Source organism: Brevibacillus laterosporus (genome assembly GCF_030489605.1).
GTDB lineage: Bacteria > Bacillota > Bacilli > Brevibacillales > Brevibacillaceae > Brevibacillus_B > Brevibacillus_B laterosporus_E.
Map to the genome: position 1 here is coordinate 49,971 of NZ_JAUKFY010000001.1, position 20,867 is coordinate 70,837.

Below are 20,867 nucleotides of genomic sequence, written 5' to 3' on the forward strand. Positions count from 1 at the left end.
GGAGGAGCTCGATGATGAAAGAAACAATATTAATCATTGATGATGAAAAAGAAATACGTGATTTGATTGATATTTATCTGAGTAACGAGGGCTTTCAGGTTTTGAAAGCGGCTGATGGAGTAGAAGGGTTAAAAATCTTAGAGCAAAATCAGGTACACGTCATTATTTTAGACATTATGATGCCCAGACTGGATGGATTGGCTGCCTGCATGAGGATCAGGGAAAAGCAAAATGTCCCGATCATCATGCTGTCCGCCAAAGCGGAGGATATGGATAAGATTATTGGGTTAGCGACGGGAGCAGACGATTATATGACAAAGCCGTTTAACCCGATGGAACTTTTGGCACGGGTAAAGTCGCAGTTAAGACGTTACATGCGGTTAAGCGGTTTTTCAGAAGTGAAGACTGATGAACTGGTAGTCGATGACTTAACGATCAATGTCTCCACGCATGAGGTGAAGGTAGATGGGCGAGAGGTCAAACTAACTCCGCGGGAATTTGCCATTTTAGAACTATTGGCTCGCCATAAAGGAATTGTATTTAGCGCTGAAAAAATCTACGAACGAATCTGGAACGAGCCTTTTTATCAATCTGATAATACGGTTATGGTACATATACGTAAAATCAGGGAGAAAATTGAGCAAAACCCACGAAAACCTCGCTATATCAAAACCGTTTGGGGAGTAGGTTATAAAGTTGAGATGGAATCCGTTTAAGTTAATACCATATACGTTTTATGCTTGTTATAAGCTTGCGAAAAAAATGATTGCTCAGGGAAAATCAAGTTTACGCATTCAATTGATTGCTGCTTTCGGACTATGTGTACTGGCTGGTTTTTTTGTGGCGAATGTTCTGAATCCCTATATGCGAACGCAACGGGCATATATAGATTATACGCAAGGCATGGAAAATATTGATAATCATGCGCGTAATTTGATAAGCATCCTTCGAACAGAAAATGAAAATAAACAACAAAATGCTTCCTATCAATTTGATTTGCAAGAAATAGTTGATGACCGTTCGGATAGCGGGAAGTATCGTATTTTATTGGCTGATGAACAAGGAAAGGTCTTATATAAGAGTAAACAAACCTCTGAGGCTACGATTGATATTCATTCTGTTATCCAAAATGCAATGGATGTGCGTATCTATCGTCAGGATTATCAAAATGAGGCGAAAGAATTCGTATCCTTTTATCCTGTGGATGTGGGGGAGAAAAAGTTATATCTAATAGTGCGAGGTATGCCAGAACCATCTATCATCTATCAAACAGGCTATAGTCAGTTACCTGGGCTGATTGGTTTTGGTGTATTTATTTTTTCCTTTTACTATCTTACAAAGCGAAAAATGTATCAGATTCAAAGCATTTCTCAAGGCATTCAAGAAATGGCACTGGGGAATCTGGATAGCCGTGTACCGGTTAACAGCAACGATGAATTAGGACAGTTGGCTCAGAATATTAATGTTATGGCCATGCAATTGCATCATACGAGAGAGGAAGAACGCAAGGCGGAGCGAACCAAGCATGAACTAATCACCAATGTTTCACATGATTTACGGACTCCGCTTACTTCTATTATGGGCTATTTACGGTTGATTCAGGATAAGCGTTATCATAGTGAGGGGCAATTGGAGGAGTATGCCGGAATTGCTGTAAATAAGTCGGAACAATTAAAACGCTTAGTTGAAGACTTATTTGATTATACGAAGCTCTCTAATAATGGTGTAGGAATGCAAATGCAGCGAGTTGACATATTAGAAATGTTAGAACAGTTAATGGAAGAGCTTGTACCGCAAGCAGAGGAAGAAGGCTTGTCCTTTCGAAAAAACTATGCTGTAGATCATCTATTCGTGAATGTAGATGCAGATAAAATAGTGCGTGTGTTTGATAATCTATTAATAAATGCCATTAAATATAGTGATAAACCAGGGGAAATTTTAATAAATGCAGAGCAACTGGGAAGTTCTATTCGTATCTCCATTGGAAATAGAGGTCCCAAATTGACTCCTCAGGAATTAGAGCGCTTATTTGAACGTTTCTATAAGGTTGATGAATCTCGAAGCATGGCAAAGGAAGGTTCTGGATTGGGTTTAGCCATTGCTAAAAGCATCGTTGAATTGCATTGCGGGGAAATTTGGGCTGAATCGCATGATAACATGATCCTTTTTTACGTGGAATTGCCGCAGTAAAAATCCCCATAATACTGGCAAAACGCATGTCATTCTCTTTAAGAAGAGAAGCATGCGTTTTTTGCTGTACGTGATTTACTTCCTATGATAAGTTTTTCTAATGATAAGCATTGTATATCTGTATTTCACTTGTCAATCAAAAGAACTTATAGTGAAAGCATGGTAAGGGAAGTTGCTTGATGGACAGAATGGAGAGATACAATGGAAGATAAAACGAAAACCAAAGAGCTTGTCAAACAAGAGAAGCAGACCGTTGGTTTTATCATGGGAGTAGTAATTACTTTAATAATTGCTTTAGCAGCTAGGTATTTGGCTCAATTTCCTTTCTTAAGCATAATGGGGCAATTGGTAATTGCTATCCTGATTGGTATTATCTGGCGTGCTGTAGCTGGTGTTCCGCAGCAAGCGATTGCGGGCACAAATTTTTCCAGCAAAAAATTGCTTCGATTCGGCATTATTTTACTTGGTATGCGATTAAATTTGATGGATATTTTATATGCAGGTCCTAAAGTGTTTGCTATGGCGGCATTAGCCATTATTTTTGGGTTGAGTGTTGTTTATCTATTTACACGTTGGTTTCAGGTAGAGAAAAAATTAGGCATTTTAACGGCATGTGGAACGGCTATTTGCGGTGCGGCAGCGGTTGTGGCTATTGCACCACAAATCAAAGCTAACGATGAAGAAACAGCAATCGGAGCGGCTACTGTAGCTATTTTGGGTACTATTTTCACGCTTTTATATACGCTTCTCTATCCTTTTCTTGGTTTTACCCCTAATGGTTATGGTGTTTTTTCTGGCGCTACCCTCCATGAGATAGCGCACGTGATTGCCGCAGCGGCACCTGGTGGAAATAATGCTGTAGACATTGCTGTCATTGTCAAATTAACTCGGGTTGCTCTTCTTGTCCCGATCGCCATTGGTATAGGAATATGGAGCAGTCGTTTGGAACAAAAGATGACTGGGGAAAACAATAAACGGGTTTCCTGGCGGGCACTACCTATTCCATGGTTTATCTTTGGATTTTTGGCGATGAGTGCGGTTAACTCACTAGGTATTATTCCTCAGGAAATAGCTACACAAATCGTTAGCATCGCTTATTTATTAATTGCGATGGCTATGGCCGGTTTAGGGTTAAACGTAAATCTAGTTGCCTTTAAGCGGATGGGATTAAAATCGTTTTCAGCCGGTTTAGTTGGATCGGTACTGCTTTCCCTGTTTGGCTTTGCAATGACCTATGCTTTTCATTTAGCTTAATGAAATACTGCCTCCATTCCTACTTGGGAGTGGAGTTTTTTTATCTCGAAAGTCGTACATTCATATGTTACAAGCTTGTGAACAAGATTAGTTTGCTGTATGCTTCAAATAGCGGAAGCTTGAAAAGGGGAGTACAAGGTATGCATTACTATGGAAATGAAACGATAATGTCGATAACACAAGCCATTCATTTAAAACCAAATGAAATCAGGGTTCTTGAGTGGGTTCGTACCTATGAATATGTTGAAAATACGTATGGTGTAGACGAGAATGTGCCAATATTTTTAGAGATTCAGCTTATACCGGAAGGGGTTCGTGTTCAAAAGAATCAAATTACGGATTTCCCTAATTTTACTTGTTTGCAAAAGGAAGTATACAGCGATATTGAATCAGCTCTTTGTGTATTTAAAGAATGGGCTGACGAGATTATTGACCGCTTGAAAAAACAAGGAACGGTCATCGAGTAAGGGGATGAATATATGCGTGATACAAATAGCCGATACAAAAATCTGCCTCCGCGGCCCCCTGCTTTGTTATTTCAGATTGTTCAAAAATTTTATCGCGGGGCTGTCAGTCATTTTCCGGTCATTGAGCTAGCCAAAGAGCAGCTGCGTCAAGGTGTATTTGATTGGGAGGCTTGTATAGACACAAAAAACAATGACGAATTAGAAGCAGAGGAGTTGGTTCGAAAAGCGCTTACTACTTTGTTTCTAGAGTTTCACTTTTATGTGACGTGCTGGTTGCAAATTGATTTGGCGCTCCATCGCTTATGTAACCACCCGAATGGCTCCGTTTATTGTCGATTGAAGCAACGCTTTTCAGATGATATAGAACGGCATCTTGCTGTACGGCATTGTGTAGACGACACAGATACGTGTGTTATGGCCCAAATAGAACAAACCGAGGGAGATTTGAGTCAGCTTGCAAACGATAGTTACTGGTTTGATGGACAATTGTTTACTGTTGATACGACTAGTCTGCATACACTTAATGAGCTTTATCGTGCCATTATGGAGAAAAGAGGTAGCGTATGAAAATAAGTTGGAAAGTCGGCTGTGTCCTGGCAGGTTTTTTCGTTGTTTATCTGTGGATCATTCATTTACCCTATCCTCCGTTGCCCATTGCCTCAATACCGGTCGAACAAGCGATGGCTAAGGTAAAGGAACATCCTGAACAGCTAGTTAATATCGGTAAAGAAGATGGTTATGAGTATTACATGATAGAAGGAACACAAAAGGAGGCGGCAGAAAAGCTAAAACAGCAAATGGGTCAAAAGGGATATCAATTCGTTGAGAAGCAAGGAGCAGGGTATTTCTTTGAACGCAATGGCCAAAAAAAGGTGATTACCAGTAACATGTGGACTGGCAATTATGTGATCTTGAAGACGGCGAACCCTCTCTAAAAAGGAGAGGGAAGCATTAATCCATCTCTATAGCATTGGAGAAGCTACAAGCGGACAGCTTTGCTCGTCTTCAGAGTTTTTTTCTTTAGATTTCACTTGCAATAAGCTCTCCACAATGTATAAGTGTAGAGCATTATATGATTTGTTGCGGAAATGCCGGAAAATCAAAAAGACTAATAACGTGACGAAACCAACAATCAGCACAGAGAGCAAAGGGATGCTATTCGCAATGTAATGTGTAAGTTTGCTGGAAAAAATGATGAAAACGATGGGAACGGTAGAAAAGCAAAACGGTATGTAGCCAAGCTGAGCTTCTGTTTTTTTAATAGCAGCACAGAGAATGCGCAGTTCATGAACGGTGAGTGTCTCATAAAAGTGCCAGATTTCTTCAATTTCTAACAGATCCTCACTGCGTTGAACAGCAATCTGTTGTGAATCATAGCGCCTAAGAGATTTATACAGCTTGCGAAAGTCGCCATACGGCTTCATATTCAGCCTCCTCTTACGAATAAAAAAGACCGCCTGTGAAGAGCGGTCTTTTTGTTTACGGCTAAGCAATAGGGGAAGAATTATATGCCGCTATAAGAGTGTAATGTACCGTATCCACCAGCGTTTTGAGCTTTTACTTCTTGAGGGGTGGTTCCTGCGAATCCACTTTGAAAAATGCTTGAAGCAGGAGAACTAAAGTTTTGATAGCTTTGTTGAGCTTGTTGAGAAAAAGCTGGTGTTGCAAATCCCGCATTTAACGATCTAACCTCTTGCGCATTAGTTCCAGCAAAACCAGGCTGGAATACACTGTTAGCCCCAGCATAGCTCACTGGACTGCTGTATGAAGGAGTTTGGAATTGATATGATTGGGTTTGCGGCGTGAAGGATTGGTACGGCTGTTGAGCTACAGCAGGCAGCGAATAGCCGGCATTAAGCGCTTGCACCTCATGTGCATTTGTACCTGCAAAGCCTGGGGTATACACACTGTTAACGTTAGTGTTCATACCTTGAGATAAAGCAGTTCCTGCTTGGCCTGCGTTTAATTGGCGTACCTCTTGGACATTTGTACCAGCAAAACCAGGTTGGAACACGGTGTTTGCATTAGTAAATCCGCCTTGTGCCGCAAAATTTTGGTTTTGTCCGTAAGCTAGGTTGGTTAGGCTTGCAACACCTGGAGTAGGCTGACCTGCGTTTTGAGCTCGTACTTCTTGAACATTTGTACCAGCAAAGCCAGGCTGGAATATGCTATTTGCACCAGTAAATCCAGCTTGTGTTGCATAATTTTGATTACCATAAGAAGGGACTTGTCCGTAAGCTTGATGTGCCAAAGCCGGAGCAGGCTGACCTGCATTCAGAGCTCGAACCTCCTGAACATCTGTACCAGCAAAACCACGGGTGAAAACACTGTTAGCAGCTCCAAAACCGCTTTGTGCTCCAAAAGATTGGCTTGGTACTTGGCTGAAGGCTTGGTTTGTTGGATAAAAGCTATTGTTCAAAGCTTTTACCTCCTGCACATTTGTACCAGCGAAATTCGGATTGAAGATCGCGCTTGCAGGTCCAGAGATTTGGTTGTAAGCAGAAGTATTATAATTTTGATTGTAGGTCATGTTGACCACCTCCTACCCTCAGTTTTTACCAACAAAGGAAACTCAATGCATGCAAAGGAAAAAAATTTCGTTTTTCCTAATAAAAAAACAGGGAACTGCATCAGTAGGATTGATGAGACTCCCTGTTTGTAAGCTATATATGTTATTTGCAAATAAAATCCATTCTACTTAGCAATATGCTTTTTCAGCTAGCTTCTATTTTAAGTTCCATTCGTTCTAGGAATGATCATGCTCTCTTCTTCCTTTTGAACATGCTCCTCTTCTCGATTGGAACGCTCTTCCGAAAATAATTGCTTAATTCTCTCCTGCTCTGTTTTCGGCCCAAGCACGTACAAGATATCATCTGCTTGTAAAATGGTATCTCCCTTTGGTATCAGCAATTTTTTACCTCTGATAATCGCGTTTACTAGTGCCTGATCGGACAATTGAAGATCGAGCAAATTGGTGCCCACGGCCTTGCTGTTTTCCCGAATGTGAACTTCAATCATTTCAGCGTTTGTTTTTGCAAGCGAAACCAGTTCCAAGCTATAGGGAGCTACTGTCTTTTCCCCTTTAGAAAAACCAAACCAGTTCGCAAGAGGCGAAATAGTTGCTCCTTGAATAAGAGCAGAGGTTAAGACAACGAAAAAGACCACATTGAAGATTAGCTGAGCATTCTCTAGTCCCGCAATCAAGGGATAAGTAGCTAATACGATTGGTACGGCGCCGCGTAACCCCGACCAAGCGATAAAGGCTCGTTCTTTAGTTGAGAAGCTCATGCCAAGCGTACTTACATAAACTCCGATCGGTCGTGCTACAAACATTAGTAGGAAGGAAAGGGCAATACCTTGCCAAATCACTTCCAACAAATCTGATGGAAAAACCAGCAAACCTAACAGGATAAACATCAGGATTTGCATCATCCAGGCAAAGGCTTCGTTAAAGCGCAGAATGGAGTGCCGATAGGGAATGTCAACATTTCCTACAAAGACAGCCATCACATAGACAGCGAGTAAGCCACTTCCGCCCAATATGGATGTGGCACCGTAGGCTAGAACTGCCAGAGCGATAGACAATACCGGATAGAGTCCGGATGAGTCCAGATTAATGCTTTTGATAAGCATAGTGGAGATTTTGCCTAATAAATAACCCATTACTAGACCTAACCCCATCTCCCATAGGAATTCTAAAATCATTGCCGGTACATTTACTTCTGGATGCTGCATGAATTCTATCAGGGCAATGGTCAAAAACATGGCCATGGGATCGTTTGTGCCTGATTCTGCTTCCAATACGGAAGTCAGCCGTTTTTTTATATTTTTATTGCCTAATACGGCAAAAACAGCAGCGGCATCTGTAGAACCAACAATTGCTCCAAATAATAAGCCTTCATTCCAAGACAAGCCCAAAATAAATTTGGCACATGCACCAATTAGAAAAGTGGTAAGAACAACACCAATGGTTGCTAAGGAGAGAGAGGGTTTGGCCACAGCGCGAATGTCAGTCCATTTTGTCTGCATGCCACCATCGAACAAAATAATGATAAGGGCGAGAATACCGAAGAGTTGTGTTAACGAGGCATTATCATAATAAATGAATTTGCTCAGGATCATTCCAACCCCCACGAAAAAAACAAGGGAAGGAAGACCGATGCGTGATGAAAATTTGGCTGTAACAACGCCAGTAACCAAGAGAACAGCGAGGAGCAAAATGATATTATCCGTTGTGAAAATCAACCATACACCAACTCCTTTAAGTAAAATAAAAGGTAAGAAATTAACTCTGTGATATTTGTTACCCGGTAGCTCTTTCTTTTAAATGTACACGAAACTGAGGGAGATGCAATATTCTAGGTGCATTTTTATGCTTTTTTGGGATAAATCTCACAAAAAAGTACGTTTATACTTTTAAATTTAATGTTTTGTTCTATGTAAACGTAACATATGGACCTGTTTTCAATAAAAACATAATATTTATGAAAAAATATTTCATTATTATAAAGATAATGGAGCGAGCATAGAAAAATACCCTTCCTATCAGGAAGGGCTGAATAAAAGTCAGGCTCTTTCACTTGCTCATGTGTTGTGAATAAAAAATAATGTTGCGCAGTGAAGCACGGCGGATATCTGGTTCATCGAATTTTTCCGGTTTAGAATTTGCTTCAAAAAACCAGATATCACCATCAGTCGTTATTCCTAAGTCCATAGACATTTCAGCAAGATCTTTCATATTCTGCTGAAGGGCTTTAGCTATTACAAGTACAGTTTTCCTGATGTTCTGCAGAATGAAAATGGACCACTCTTCTCCAAAAACTTTGGGAAGGACTTTATCAGGTGAAAGAATAGAACCCCCGCGTGGGACATGAGTGGTAATGCTTCGGGCCCCTGCTTGTCGAATTCCTATCCCCGTTATATCCCACTGTCCTTTACCATTTTTTTGTGTAAGGACACGCACATCAAATGGGCGATCATTATAGGTAGCAAGCATAATGCCCTGCTGAACGATGTAGGGCTTCTGATGAAGGATCGGCCAAAGATATGTCCAGAGTTCATCGAGAGTACAAAATGATCTAGATAACGATTTTTGTTGATGAACACGGCGTAAAATCCAGATACTATCGTGTTTTTCAAGACGCATGATTCCTCGCCCAGCTTTTCCACGTATAGGCTTTAGATAAAGAACATCATGTTTTCTAGCAAAGGACTTCAGTCGCTCAAAAGAATCTAATTTGTAAGTATCGGGCAAGAAAGGAGCGACTTCCTTTTTGGCTTGTAGGGTGGCAAATAGGCTTTCCTTATCGAAAAATTGACGGTTGAACAATGTCACGTTCTTCAGTTTTGAGATGCGCTTGAGAGTTTCTTGCATATGCTCTTTTTCCTCTACTGTGCGTGTTGGAATCCGATTATATATTACATGAGGAAAGGGAGTTTCGAACCTTTGCCAGTATCCATTACGTTTATCGTATAGATAACCTCGTATTTTATAAGTTTCCCAGTCTATGCCGTCTGGTGTAAATACGAATACGAGTGCTCCTAGCTTTTGTCCTGTTTTGCTTATCTCTTGAAAGTTTTCCCTATTTCCTTTAAATGATTCGCCTTTGCCAGAAGTAAGAATGCCAATAAGAGGAGCAATTTGCAGCATATTGTTATACATGCTCCATCTGATGCGGGTACGATAGCGACCTGTTACAGTAGGAGCCAATCCTAGGTTTAATGTTTGTTCAACATGGAGGGGACCCAATGGCACGGTGATATGATGTGCGGAAGTAAGCGGGATGGGAAAGTGGATACCCTCTACATACCATTGTCCTGAGGGGAGTATGGTCAGCCAACCGGATTGCCAGTGGGACATTAGAAACTCCTCCTTCCTTCAGCCCGTGTTAAAAATTAGCTAAATAGCGACCGTAGTCGACGAGTAAACTACGCGACATTTCATCAGCTTGTTTTAGGCGTGCATGTTTAAAAATGGAGCGTCCTGGTTTGGAGTTAGCCTCAAACATCCAAATATTACCTTTTTTATCGATGCCTATATCTAGACCGAGTTCACCTAGATGTGTACCGTAGGCAAACTCAATTGCATTTGCTAAACGAATAGAAGCTTCACGAACACGCTTTTCTACAGTGTGATGCTGTTCTGGGAATAGAGTTTCCAGTAGTTCTTTACCTGGAATAACCATTCCTCCAGTTCGAACATGTGTAGTAACACTTCCAGCACCGGCTATTTTGGCAGCTAGACAGGATACGACCCAGCTATTTTCCACGTTTTTGTGCAAGTGAACACGGAAATCGAGTGGACGACCTGAATAAGTGCATAAATCAATGCCCTGCTGAATCAGGTAATTACTTGCACGGCGCGTTTGAAACACATGCTGATATAACTTAGACAATTTCTGAAAGCGTCGGGTGACATTACCTGCTCCGCTATGGTATGAGAGCTGATATCCTTTTGCAAGCTGCTTTATTTTTAGAATTCCATAGCCAAGACTGCCATCTTTTGGTTTTAAATAAACCATAGAGTATCTGTCAAGCATGCTTTTTAGCATGGAGAGTGTAGGAGCTACCTGGGTTTCTGGAATGAACTCATTTATTTCCGGCATGGGATACAAGCGTTGGTGAACACCCCATTTATCAAAAAATCCAATATTAAACATGGGTACATACTGTTCATTGGCTATACGAAATTTAAAGTCCTTGACAGACTCTTGGCGCTCCGCTGCACGAGAGGGAACGCGATCATACAACACGTCTGGCATGGCAGTCCAAAATCTTTTCCATACGTACTGCCCCTTATTGGTAGAGCGCAAGAACCAGCCGTATACTCGATTAGATGACCAATCTACATCATTTGGTGAAAAGATAAAGTAATAAACCCCTTTTCCTTTCTGAGCTGACAATAATTTTTGAAAAAAGCCTGATCTAGGGCCAATCGGGGCTCTACCTCCATCGCGTAGTCCTGTGGTGACTATACCAATGGAGGGACCAACCCGAATTGTTCCATCTTCGTTTTTTAAATGGATCGTACCGGGATGAGGGATGGCTAAGGCTTCTTTTAGTGGTGATGTTACTTTTACTAGATTACCGGTTTTTTGTTTTTTTTCTTCAATAATGATTCCATGTACCGTTATTTGCCCGTGCGAGATAGCAACTCGTTGTCGATTCTTAAATCCCCAGTCCCGGCATAGATGGGAAGGGAGCACGATGCCTTTGATACGGGAGTAGGTAAGAAATCGTAACCGTACTGAGATGGTTTCCATGTACTCCTAACCTCCTATACGCTTATTCAAGAGATATTCAGCGTATTTTACTGGCTGTGCGACCGAATGTAATCTGGCATTCCCATCTTGAATTTGGCGGAATACCGTCCGGCCTGGTCGTGAATTTACTTCAATAATCCATACATGCCCTTGCGTATCGACCCCTACATCTATTCCCAGCTCTACCAAACGACCATGATGTTTTTCTAAAAAAGGGGGAAGGAGTTGAGCAAGCATACCCACTTCTTCTATGATTTGATGACATAAGTCATGTGGATAATGTTTAATTAGGAAATCTTCTAATGGTACGGCGATTCCCCCTCCGTGCAGATTAGAGGTAATGCTTTCTTTCTTCCCTACTCGTACGGCCTTCCCGGTTGTTGTCCATTTGCCTCTCCCGTTTTTCTGGACTAAAATACGTATGTCAAAGGGATATCCATCTGAGGTGTGCAGCTTCAAATAAGGTTGCAAGATGTACTTACGCCCCTTTGTTAGCTTTTGAATACAGGAGAAAAGATTTTTTTTAGTTGTTAAGGTACGTGTAAAGGGTTTATTCTCCCTTGTTCTACCTGTAAGTTCATACCCTTTTTTTACAGAGGAGATACGAATTACTCCGCTTCCATGGGTTCCGGCCATGGGTTTTATAATGACAGCCCCTTGTTCAGCCAGATTTGTTTCAAGAAGAGTAGGGCTAAAGAGTTTGGTCTGCGGCAACCACTTTTGTAAATCCTTTGATTTCATAAGGATGTTATACACTTGCCATTTTCCCGATAATCCACGGCCTAAGAAGGTGATTTTGGGATCTTTTTGCAGTCGTTCGATAATCGGTCTATATTTAGCGATATGAGGTCCCATAAAATACCTATCATAGATTAATGGTGGAAAGGGAGCTTCTATGCGCACCCAAGTATGTTTAATAAATTCAAAGCCCACTATGGTACGTGAGATAAAATCAACCTGACGAGGAGAAAAGACGACTATGCGTATACCTAGCTTGCTTCCAATACGTGTTAAAGTGGTATAATAAGACTTTTCCCGGAAGGTTGGCTGGTTTGGCGATCCTTTGAAAATGGCCATAATTCCTAATGTTTTTTCTTGTTTTCTCATTTTGATCACCTACGCTGTCTTATCTATTCTTCTTTTTCTGAGGGGTTTGATAGATTGGTTGGATAAAGCCATTTAAAAAAGCGGTGTAGCTTACTAATTGTCGAACGGAAGGCCTTGCTTGTCGGGGAGCAATTTCATCTTCGCGTAAGCGCAAGCTGGTAATGCTTTTGGAGGGTTTGCTGTTAACCTCTAACAGCCAGACCCTTCCGTTAGTATCGATACCTAGATCAATACCAAACTCTGCGAATTCTCCTTGTAAAGCGTATTCTAACCGTTCAGCGATGAGCAGAGCGACCCTCTTGAGCTTGCGAATAGATGGCTTTTTATTACGTTTCCATGGACCGCATCTTCGTAGGGCCTGTTTAGCAGTCATAATCCTGCCACCACGTGCTACATTTGATACAATAGAATTTTGACCTGTTCGAGCAACGATGGAGGTGGTTGCCCAAATGCCTCGATTGTTCTTTTGTACCAACACACGAAAATCGGTTGGATTGGAGTCGATGCCAATAAGGTTCAAGCCTTGTTGCAGAACATAAGATTTTCCTTTACAACGCTTGCGCAGGAATTTTTGCAAAGAGTACAGACTTTTTGGCTTTAATGAGATGACCTTGTCTTTTGATACAAATTGAACACCATATTCACCATTTGCTTTTATCAGGCGAAAAATACCCTTTCCCAAACTGCCATTCGCGGGTTTGGCGTACACGAGGCGGTGGGTTTGTAGCATGGTTGATAGCTCACCGTTTGGGCCAAATAGCATGGTTTTGGGCAAATAAGTGGAGACAGCTACATCATTGCGAAGAGCTTTATGAACCTGCCATTTGTTTAAGAAACGCTCATTAAAAAAGGGGATCTTCAATAATTTACAGCGCTCCACAAAATCCACTACCTTTTCACTCTGCTCTCGTTGTCGAGAAGATAGTCGATTATAGATTGAATGGGGGAGAGGGAGCGTGGTTTTTTTCCAAATATTTTTCAGCCTAACGAATGCGGAAACCGTTTTATTCTCCCAATCAACGTCATCTATGGAAAAGATACAAGCGAAGCCACCTTTCTGTTTGAACGTATCAACCACTTCATTAATAAACGAAGAGAGGGAACCAAAAGGCTCTTGCTTATGACCCTGTTGATAGCTGGTGAGCAAAATCCCCACATAGGGGCCGAAATAAAGTGTTTGCTGTTGTGAATCATAGCGCATGAGAAATTTGGTCCCGGTAGGAATATGGAGAGCACGAACAAGGGAAGGACACATAGTGACATAGGAATCCTGATCTACTCCTGAAATCTTTGCTCGTGCTTTTGATGCACCAAAGCAAACGGTGATAAAGATATCTGAGGGAATGTCTAAACTCTTCATGATATGAAGGGGAAGCTGTAGATCAGACCGCTCTTCTATGGGTATAGATGCCTGAATGATAGTGCGAACATATGACATGATGATCCCCTTTCCATAGGCGTTAGGTTAGTCTATCTTATGAGTTCTAAAAATAATTGGTTCCAGATAGGAGTAGAAACATGAATGCTTGGATAACATTACTTCTCAATGTAGGGATTGGCTCAGCTATTGGTGGCATTACGAATGATCTGGCTATCCGTATGCTGTTTCGCCCCCATCGTGAGATAAAAATAGGCGGATTTCGAGTTCCTTTTACCCCAGGTCTTATCCCAAGACGACATAAGCAAATCTCAATTGAAATGGGGAGATTGGTGGAGAATCACCTGCTGACAAAGGAAGGGGTTAGACAGGGATTACAAGCAGCAGGAGTAGAACAAAAGCTTATACACATAGCAAAGGGGCTCCTGCAAAAATGGGTAGCCAGCGATGTAACCTTTCGCGAGCTAATCGAAAAAGCTATGCCAAATGCATTAGTAGATGGAGACAGGCTAGCTCCGCAAATAAGAAAAAACGTTTATTCGCTCTACGATGAGCGTGTGACGAATTGGCTAAAAGGTGTAGAGGATAAGACGGTAGAGTCATTGCTTTCGCCAGAAATCCTGAGCAAAGTGGAGATACTTGTAGATCAATTTGGGGAAATGCTCATTAGCCGATTAAAGGACTATCTGCATGGGCCAGAAGGTCAAGCTCAGGTTCAAGCCCTGATCCGTCAACTTGTAGGGGGAAGCAAAGGCATGCTTGGCGGTTTGGTAGGTATGTTCTTAGGGGATGAAAAGCTGGTTGCCAAGATTATGCCCCACTTAAAATCAATCCTAAGCAACCCACAGCTTATCGATAAACTGAAATCGACACTTCACGTAGAAATGAATAAGCAATTGGAGCGCCCAATAAGTGATTTTCTGGGGATGATAAGCCAAGAAGAATGGAGCAGATGGAAAGAGAAGCTGTTCGCTAAAGGCGAAGAAGTAGGAATTGGGTTATTGGACAAGCGTGTGGGAGAGGTCCTTCTTACATTTGAGGAACAACTATCTACATCCTGGTTACCAAGAGTTGCCCAGTGGTTTACAGCAAGATTAGAGGAAAATGTAGATAGACTGTTCGATTCTCTTCAGATTAAGGAAATTGTTACGAAACAAGTAGAGGGATTTCCATTAGAGCGATTGGAGGAAATGATCATCGGCATTTCGGGAAGGGAATTCCGCATGATTACAGTACTTGGCTTTGTACTGGGAGCAATTATAGGACTTGTGCAAGGCTTACTTAACTTTTTAACATAAAACAATTAAAAATGGAAAGTTGTAAAAAGGGACAAGTTGATGAAGAGAGAGCCTGCCAATGGAAGGAAGAAAACATTGGTTGGGCCTCTCCATCTGGCCCCTTCTTCCTCTATTATTGTGATGTGTCGTGAATTTGCCTCTGATAAATGGAACACTGTTACATCTTGTGAATTTAGACTAAATGTTGCTAGAGAAAGTAACCTTCCCTGCTCATGTTAAAACAAAAGCGATTTGCCACATGAATGACAAACCGCATTTCCTTTGATATTATATTCCACTATTTACATTTCCGATTGTTCTTTTGTCTTGGGTACAGATACTTCATTTGGAACTCCAATTCCCGTAAAGCCCAAAAAGACAGTAATAACTGGACACAGTAGACAGAAGAAGGCATAAGGCAGATATTCCAGAGTTCCTACTCCCAGCACCCCAGTTAAGAATACACCGCATACGCTCCAAGGAACCAGTGGATTAACAACTGTCCCCGCATCCTCTAGCACACGCGACAAATTTTTACGGGCTAGCCCTAGCTTTTCAAAGCTTGGTAGAAAGGCTCTCCCTGGCAAAATAATGGACAGATATTGCTCCCCAACCAGCACATTAATACTAAGGCTTGACATGGCGGTAGAAAAAATCAGTCGTCCACGAGTTTTTACAAACCGCTGAATACAGGAAACCAGATTAGAAATCACACCGATTTCATATAAGATTCCTCCTAAACCTAACGCTAATAGAATCAGTGCGACGGATGAGAGCATACTTTGAAGACCCCCGCGTGATAGAAGAGAATCCACTTCAGCTTGCCCAGTTGTTGAAACAAAGCCATTTTGCATGATGGTTAATAAAGAAACCAATGATTGATTCGGTTGAGTAATTAAAATCAACAGTAAGGAGGAGACAATTCCTACAAATAGAGCAGGAATGGCTGGAATACGTTTGTAAGCCATAAAGAATAAAAGCAATGGTGGCAGGAATGTACTCCAGTGAATAAACGAGCTCATTTCCAAGCCCTTACGGATGGTTTCAAAATTTAGCGGAACCTGATCAGTAACAGAGTTCCCCAAGTAAAAGTAGAGCACTAAAGAAATGATAAAAGCAGGAATAGTGGTCCACATCAAATGACGAATGTGTTCGAATAAATCTACTTTTGCAACCCCGGGAGCCAGATTGGTTGTATCTGATAACGGCGACATTTTATCTCCGAAGAATGCTCCAGAAATAATCGCCCCTGAAATCAATGCCAAATCAATTCCCAGCATTTTACCCATACCAAGAAAGGCAACACCGATAGTAGCTACTGTTGTAAAGGCACTTCCAATACTAGTTCCAACGAGCGCGCACATCACAAAAACGGTAACCAGAAAGTAGTCAGCGGAAATAAGAGAGAATCCGTATAAAATCATGGTTGGAATCGTACCGCAGGCAATCCAAACCGCAATTAATACCCCGATCAGCAAAAAAATTACTATAGAAGGAATGCCAGAAATAATTCCTTCTCGAATTCCTTTATCCATTACCTTCCATGGTATTCTTTTACAAAATCCAAAGGCAACGGAGATCATGATGCACAATAAGATAGCGATTTGCGGAGGGGCCTGCAGATTGAGCACTAGATAACCAATCACCACCAATAAAATGAGAATAAGAGCTAGTGAATCTGAAATTTTTGTCCAATTAGATGATGGTTGCTGCTGCATCTGAGTGACCTCCTTTTTCTGTTATTGGTAAAATTTGTTTAGTATTACTTTAACGCTTATACGCTTTCAAGTACTAAAGCTAACTTTTTATAATATTAGTGTACATGAAAAACAGAAAGTTTACAATTAGGCTAAAAAAATTTTGTTTTCTGTAATCAAAAAGGAGTGTAACCTTTTCTTCATTTTGTACGACTACTGGGGCGAAAAAGCTATAAGTAATTAGGAGTAATGAATGGTAAAAATAAAAATTGCCTTCCTAACCACGGTCGATAGAAACAGGCTCTTGGGTCCAATTAATGCCATACTGTTAATCTGTTTTTAAACTGCGTAAAGAGATTTGATGAATTACAATTTTGTTATCAGAAACAAAAAACATCGGTTAAAAAGAAGACTCCCTAACATTTCCTGTATGGTTGAATTAAGAGTTTTTTTTGAGTCGTTCTGTTGTATATAATGAAAGTAATGGAGGAAATCGAGAGTTTGACAGTTGTCTCATCGTTTGGTTTTGGTCATAATACTACAATGTATAATACAGAGGAAAGGTGATGAATATGTGGAAAGAATTTCGTGAATTCGCGATGAAGGGCAACGTCGTAGATTTGGCGATCGGTGTTGTGATAGGAGGAGCATTTGGTAAAATTGTTACTTCTCTCGTTAATGATTTAATTATGCCATTGGTTGGTTTACTCTTGGGGCGTATTGATTTTTCTAATCTCTTTATAAATTTGTCCGGAACTCATTATAATACGATAGCAGAGGCAAAAAAAGCAGGTGCAGCAACACTAAACTACGGTCTGTTCCTGAATTCTGTGTTGGATTTTCTTATTGTAGCCTTTAGTATCTTTATCGTGATTAGACAGTTAAATAAACTACGCAAGAAAAAGGAAGAGATCAAGCAAGAAGAAGCAGTTACAAACAAGGAGTGCCCATATTGTATTTCCAGCATTCCGATACAGGCAAAGCGTTGCCCAGCATGTACCTCTCAATTAGTGGATGGACAGCCTTCAGCCTAATAGCTAAAGGAGAAGATAAGTAACCAAAGATTGTCAGTTTAAAAGCAAATCTGTTACACTACTTACAATACATCCTATTATAAAAGTGAGGGAATACTGTGAATTACGATAAAGCGCATGAATTGGCACGTGCCATTAAAGATAGCGACGAGTACAAAGCATTTCTTGCAGCTCAACAAAACGTGAGTGCAGACCCAGATGCTAGCCGCATGCTAGCTGATTTTCGTCAAAAACAATTTGAATTGCAGATGAAGCAAATGAGCGGACAAGAAGTAGGCCAAGCTGATATTGAGCAAATCCAAAAATTGTATGAAACAGTTCAGCTTCATCAAGAAATCCGTAAGGTGCTGGAAGCAGAGCGTGTTCTTGGGCAGATTATGGAGGATGTTAATCGCATCATAGCTGAGCCTCTGCAGGTTCTGTACGGTATTGAAAAGTAATTTTTGGTTGTAAACGAAGAACGAATAAAATGAAATGCATTTGTAATTCGTTTGTAACATTCCTGTAATATTAAGGGGATAAGATAAAAACATGATGAAAACCCCCTTAAATTATATACGTGATTTGGTGTAACGGGCGCCGTTACACCCTTTTTTTTTGTCTAGGCATGGGGTAAAATTGTTGCAAGGAGCCTTTTTAAGTAAATGAAGCACATACATGATTCGTATGATAACTATATAATATCCTTCATTTGTAAAAACGGTAAAAAAAGGGCAGGTGGCTAACTTGGCAACAAAGCACGAACAAATCATACAACATATTGATCGCCTTCCCATCGGAACCAAGATTTCTGTCCGGCAGATCGCCAAGGATCTCGAAGTAAGCGAAGGAACGGCTTACCGCGCGATCAAAGAGGCGGAAGTACAAGGGTATGTTAGTACCATTGAACGGGTAGGAACTGTCCGGATCGAGAAAAAGCATAAGGAAAACTTTGATCGTTTAACTTTTGCCGAGGTAGTAAATATTGTGGATGGCAGTGTGTTGGGTGGTAAAGAGGGTTTACATAAGACTTTACATAAATTTTTGATAGGTGCCATGAAGCTAGAAAACATGGTCAAATATATCCAGCCAGGCAGCTTGTTAATTGTTGGAAACCGGGAGCAGGCCCATCGTCTTTCTTTACAGAATGGTGCCGCTGTATTAATTACCGGTGGATTTGACACAAGTGAGGAAGTTAAAGCGCTGGCAGATGAGCTGGAATTACCGATTATTTCTACGACGTACGATACATTCAGTGTGGCTTCTTTATTAAATCGTGCCATTTATGACCGTCTTATCAAAAAAGAGATTGTCATGGTAGAGGATATAGTAAAACCATTAGATGAGGTTCCCGTTTTATTGCCTACAGATCAAGTGAAGAAATGGCATTTGTACACAGAAAAATATAAAGAGACACGCTTTGCTGTAGTCGATGAATTTCGCCGGCTAGTCGGTATTCTGACATCCAAGGATATCATAGGCAATGAAGATGATGTCACTGTTGATAAAGTGATGACACGCAGCCCGATTACGACGTCACCAAGGGTCTCTGTCGCTTCTGCGGCTCATTTGATGGCATGGGAAGGAATCGAATTGTTACCGGTTGTGGATAATTTCAAAAAGCTACTGGGAGTCATTACACGTCAGGAAGTTCTGAAAGCGTTGCAATACATGCAGAAACAACCGCAATTAAGCGAAACCTTTCCAAATATGATCATGAGTCAGTTCCGAGAAGAAAAGGAACGGGATGAAGTCGCCTACATTGGTGATGTAACTCCTCAGATGACCAATCATTTGGGAACGATTGCAAGTGGCGTATTGACGACCGTCATGACAGAAGTAGCCTGTAATGAATTACGCCGACACCGACGCGGTGATATGGTGCCGGAGAACATTACCGTCTATTTCTTAAAGCCAGTTCAGATTGAAAGCCAATTAAAGATAAAACCGCGCTTGTTAGATGTTAGCCGCCGCTTCGGCAAAGTGGAGGTAGAAGTGTTCCACCGCGATCAAATGGTAGGAAAAGCAATGGTTACAGCGCAGGTTTTGGAAAGATAATGCAGACGATAAAACCGGGGCAAGGAATGGATTTCCTGCTCCGGTTTTTGCGTTGTGGAAATGTGAAATTTTTGAGTTGTGAGTAGCAAGAAATATCGTACTTTGCAAATCATAATATCAACAACTTCTTACATACGAAAACCCATATAGGTTACACCTGCTATGAATAACATAAAGATTACGACAAGGAATTGACAAAAACCTGTGCCGGAAAAGAAAAAACTACCTAGTTTCCATTTCCGCTGATGCGTAATATAGTTGGGCGGAGCGGAAGGCTCCGGCTTTGGTAGCTGGTCCATATAAGCTGAGACATCCAGTTTTAAAACGCTAGCGTAACTTTTTACAAATCCCTGGACATACACCTGATGAGGAATTTTAGAAAATTCCTCTTGTTCGATTGCCTCCAAATAAGACAACGGGATATTTGTTTTTTGATGAATATCTGTTAGGCTAATCCCTTTTGAAATCCGTGCTTCTTTCATAACGAACCCAATTCTCTCCATACAAATTGCTCCTAAACAAAATTCTTGCATGCTTGCTTACATACTAATGAACAGACCTGAATTTATTACTCATTATATGACGAGTAAATCAAACCTCCTGTTACATTTGTCCAAAAAATTTTCAAACATTCTCCATTATATTGTGTTTTGAGAAAAAGAGATAGCTGGTCTTTATATTTATGATAAGTATATTACTTGTAAAGATCAATATACGAAAACCCATTTATTTTCGTTACCACAATAGTAAAAAACCCGTCATCCTTCTTCCGTTCTGGAAGGATGGCAGGTTTTCGTTACTTTATAGATCATTTTATTTTAGTGTTTCCGCTGTTCGTAACCATTCTCGTTTGTTGCGGATATAGTGTTTTGTACCAAGCACGAGATTAATAACACCCACCAACAGCATTACAAAAGCAACCCCAATCCGAATTCCATCTAAGTCCTGAAAGGAAAATTGATTGAGACCAAATAAGATAAGCAGGCAGCCTAAGGAGATATTCATTTTTCCAAGTGTCATACGGGACTGCAATGGATGAAGACCACGACGACGAGCGTTAATGCTATAGTAGACTCCCATGATCAGGGAGGCAATCATGCCGGTAAAATAAATAGCAAACCACATCATGCAACACCTAGCCTTCCTTTTTAAAGTAACATATCA

At 40.9% G+C, this 20,867-nt stretch carries 20 protein-coding genes; 10 read left to right on the forward strand and 10 right to left on the reverse strand.

Annotation, left to right across the window (positions count from 1 at the left end; genetic code table 11):
• The first annotated feature begins 11 nt into the window (after positions 1-11).
• The 6 genes from QZ995_RS00215 to QZ995_RS00240 all read left to right on the forward strand — a co-directional run bounded on the left by QZ995_RS00215 (position 12) and on the right by QZ995_RS00240 (position 4,846).
• A complete protein-coding gene (locus tag QZ995_RS00215) occupies positions 12-716 on the forward strand; it encodes a response regulator transcription factor (RefSeq protein ID WP_301801627.1) in 705 nt (234 codons plus the stop codon).
• Positions 697-2,190: a sensor histidine kinase gene (locus QZ995_RS00220; RefSeq protein WP_301801628.1), complete on the forward strand. Its 1,494-nt coding sequence runs from the start codon at positions 697-699 to the stop codon at positions 2,188-2,190. Before QZ995_RS00215 ends, QZ995_RS00220 begins: the two co-directional genes overlap by 20 nt.
• 201 nt (positions 2,191-2,391) lie before the next feature.
• Positions 2,392-3,444, forward strand: coding sequence for a YeiH family protein (locus QZ995_RS00225; protein WP_301801629.1), 1,053 nt, complete (start codon positions 2,392-2,394; stop codon positions 3,442-3,444).
• Between the two features lie 140 nt (positions 3,445-3,584).
• Entirely contained in the window at positions 3,585-3,911 is a 327-nt protein-coding gene (locus tag QZ995_RS00230; RefSeq protein ID WP_301801631.1) for a hypothetical protein, read from the forward strand.
• A 12-nt stretch (positions 3,912-3,923) separates the two neighbouring features.
• The gene (locus QZ995_RS00235) at positions 3,924-4,478 is read left to right on the forward strand and encodes a hypothetical protein (protein WP_301801633.1); all 555 of its coding nucleotides are present in this window, start codon (positions 3,924-3,926) and stop codon (positions 4,476-4,478) included.
• Positions 4,475-4,846, forward strand: a complete 372-nt coding sequence (locus tag QZ995_RS00240; protein WP_301801635.1) for a hypothetical protein — start codon at positions 4,475-4,477, stop codon at positions 4,844-4,846. Before QZ995_RS00235 ends, QZ995_RS00240 begins: the two co-directional genes overlap by 4 nt.
• A 27-nt stretch (positions 4,847-4,873) precedes the next feature.
• Here the strand turns inward: QZ995_RS00240 and QZ995_RS00245 are convergent, their stop codons facing one another.
• The 7 genes from QZ995_RS00245 to QZ995_RS00275 form a co-directional block, all read right to left on the reverse strand.
• The gene (locus QZ995_RS00245; RefSeq protein WP_301801636.1) at positions 4,874-5,335 is read right to left on the reverse strand and encodes a hypothetical protein; all 462 of its coding nucleotides are present in this window, start codon (positions 5,333-5,335) and stop codon (positions 4,874-4,876) included.
• 80 nt (positions 5,336-5,415) lie between these two features.
• Complete coding sequence (locus tag QZ995_RS00250) at positions 5,416-6,441, reverse strand: hypothetical protein (RefSeq protein WP_301801638.1); 1,026 nt, start codon at positions 6,439-6,441, stop codon at positions 5,416-5,418.
• 200 nt (positions 6,442-6,641) lie between these two features.
• The gene (locus tag QZ995_RS00255; RefSeq protein ID WP_301801639.1) at positions 6,642-8,156 is read right to left on the reverse strand and encodes a potassium/proton antiporter; all 1,515 of its coding nucleotides are present in this window, start codon (positions 8,154-8,156) and stop codon (positions 6,642-6,644) included.
• Between the two features lie 331 nt (positions 8,157-8,487).
• Positions 8,488-9,771, reverse strand: coding sequence for a YheC/YheD family protein (locus tag QZ995_RS00260; protein WP_301801641.1), 1,284 nt, complete (start codon positions 9,769-9,771; stop codon positions 8,488-8,490).
• A gap of 28 nt (positions 9,772-9,799) precedes the next feature.
• Complete coding sequence (locus QZ995_RS00265) at positions 9,800-11,173, reverse strand: YheC/YheD family protein (RefSeq protein ID WP_301801643.1); 1,374 nt, start codon at positions 11,171-11,173, stop codon at positions 9,800-9,802.
• Between the two features lie 6 nt (positions 11,174-11,179).
• Positions 11,180-12,280 carry a YheC/YheD family protein gene (locus tag QZ995_RS00270; protein ID WP_301801644.1) on the reverse strand — a complete coding sequence of 367 codons (1,101 nt, stop codon included), beginning with the start codon at positions 12,278-12,280 and terminating at the stop codon, positions 11,180-11,182.
• A 19-nt stretch (positions 12,281-12,299) separates the two neighbouring features.
• Positions 12,300-13,718, reverse strand: a complete 1,419-nt coding sequence (locus QZ995_RS00275) for a YheC/YheD family protein (protein ID WP_301801645.1) — start codon at positions 13,716-13,718, stop codon at positions 12,300-12,302.
• A gap of 80 nt (positions 13,719-13,798) precedes the next feature.
• On the opposite strand from QZ995_RS00275, the gene QZ995_RS00280 reads away from it, so the two are divergent.
• Positions 13,799-14,956 carry a DUF445 domain-containing protein gene (locus tag QZ995_RS00280; RefSeq protein ID WP_301801647.1) on the forward strand — a complete coding sequence of 386 codons (1,158 nt, stop codon included), beginning with the start codon at positions 13,799-13,801 and terminating at the stop codon, positions 14,954-14,956.
• Between the two features lie 281 nt (positions 14,957-15,237).
• On the opposite strand, the gene nhaC is transcribed toward QZ995_RS00280, so the two are convergent.
• A complete protein-coding gene (gene nhaC / locus QZ995_RS00285; RefSeq protein ID WP_301801648.1) occupies positions 15,238-16,653 on the reverse strand; it encodes a Na+/H+ antiporter NhaC in 1,416 nt (471 codons plus the stop codon).
• 551 nt (positions 16,654-17,204) lie between these two features.
• On the opposite strand from nhaC, the gene mscL reads away from it, so the two are divergent.
• From mscL to QZ995_RS00300, 3 genes are all read left to right on the forward strand, one after another.
• Positions 17,205-17,666, forward strand: a complete 462-nt coding sequence (mscL, locus tag QZ995_RS00290; protein ID WP_301801650.1) for a large conductance mechanosensitive channel protein MscL — start codon at positions 17,205-17,207, stop codon at positions 17,664-17,666.
• Positions 17,667-17,764: 98 nt separating this feature from the next.
• Positions 17,765-18,106 (forward strand): YlbF family regulator, encoded by a 342-nt coding sequence (locus QZ995_RS00295; RefSeq protein ID WP_301801652.1) that lies wholly within the window; start codon positions 17,765-17,767, stop codon positions 18,104-18,106.
• A 286-nt stretch (positions 18,107-18,392) separates the two neighbouring features.
• Complete coding sequence (locus QZ995_RS00300) at positions 18,393-19,703, forward strand: DRTGG domain-containing protein (RefSeq protein WP_301801654.1); 1,311 nt, start codon at positions 18,393-18,395, stop codon at positions 19,701-19,703.
• Between the two features lie 128 nt (positions 19,704-19,831).
• Here the strand turns inward: QZ995_RS00300 and QZ995_RS00305 are convergent, their stop codons facing one another.
• Both QZ995_RS00305 and QZ995_RS00310 read right to left on the reverse strand, forming a co-directional pair.
• On the reverse strand, positions 19,832-20,206 hold the full coding sequence (locus tag QZ995_RS00305) for a helix-turn-helix domain-containing protein (protein WP_301801657.1): 375 nt from the start codon (positions 20,204-20,206) through the stop codon (positions 19,832-19,834).
• Between the two features lie 310 nt (positions 20,207-20,516).
• A complete protein-coding gene (locus QZ995_RS00310; protein WP_301802245.1) occupies positions 20,517-20,828 on the reverse strand; it encodes a YtpI family protein in 312 nt (103 codons plus the stop codon).
• Positions 20,829-20,867 lie beyond the last annotated feature (39 nt).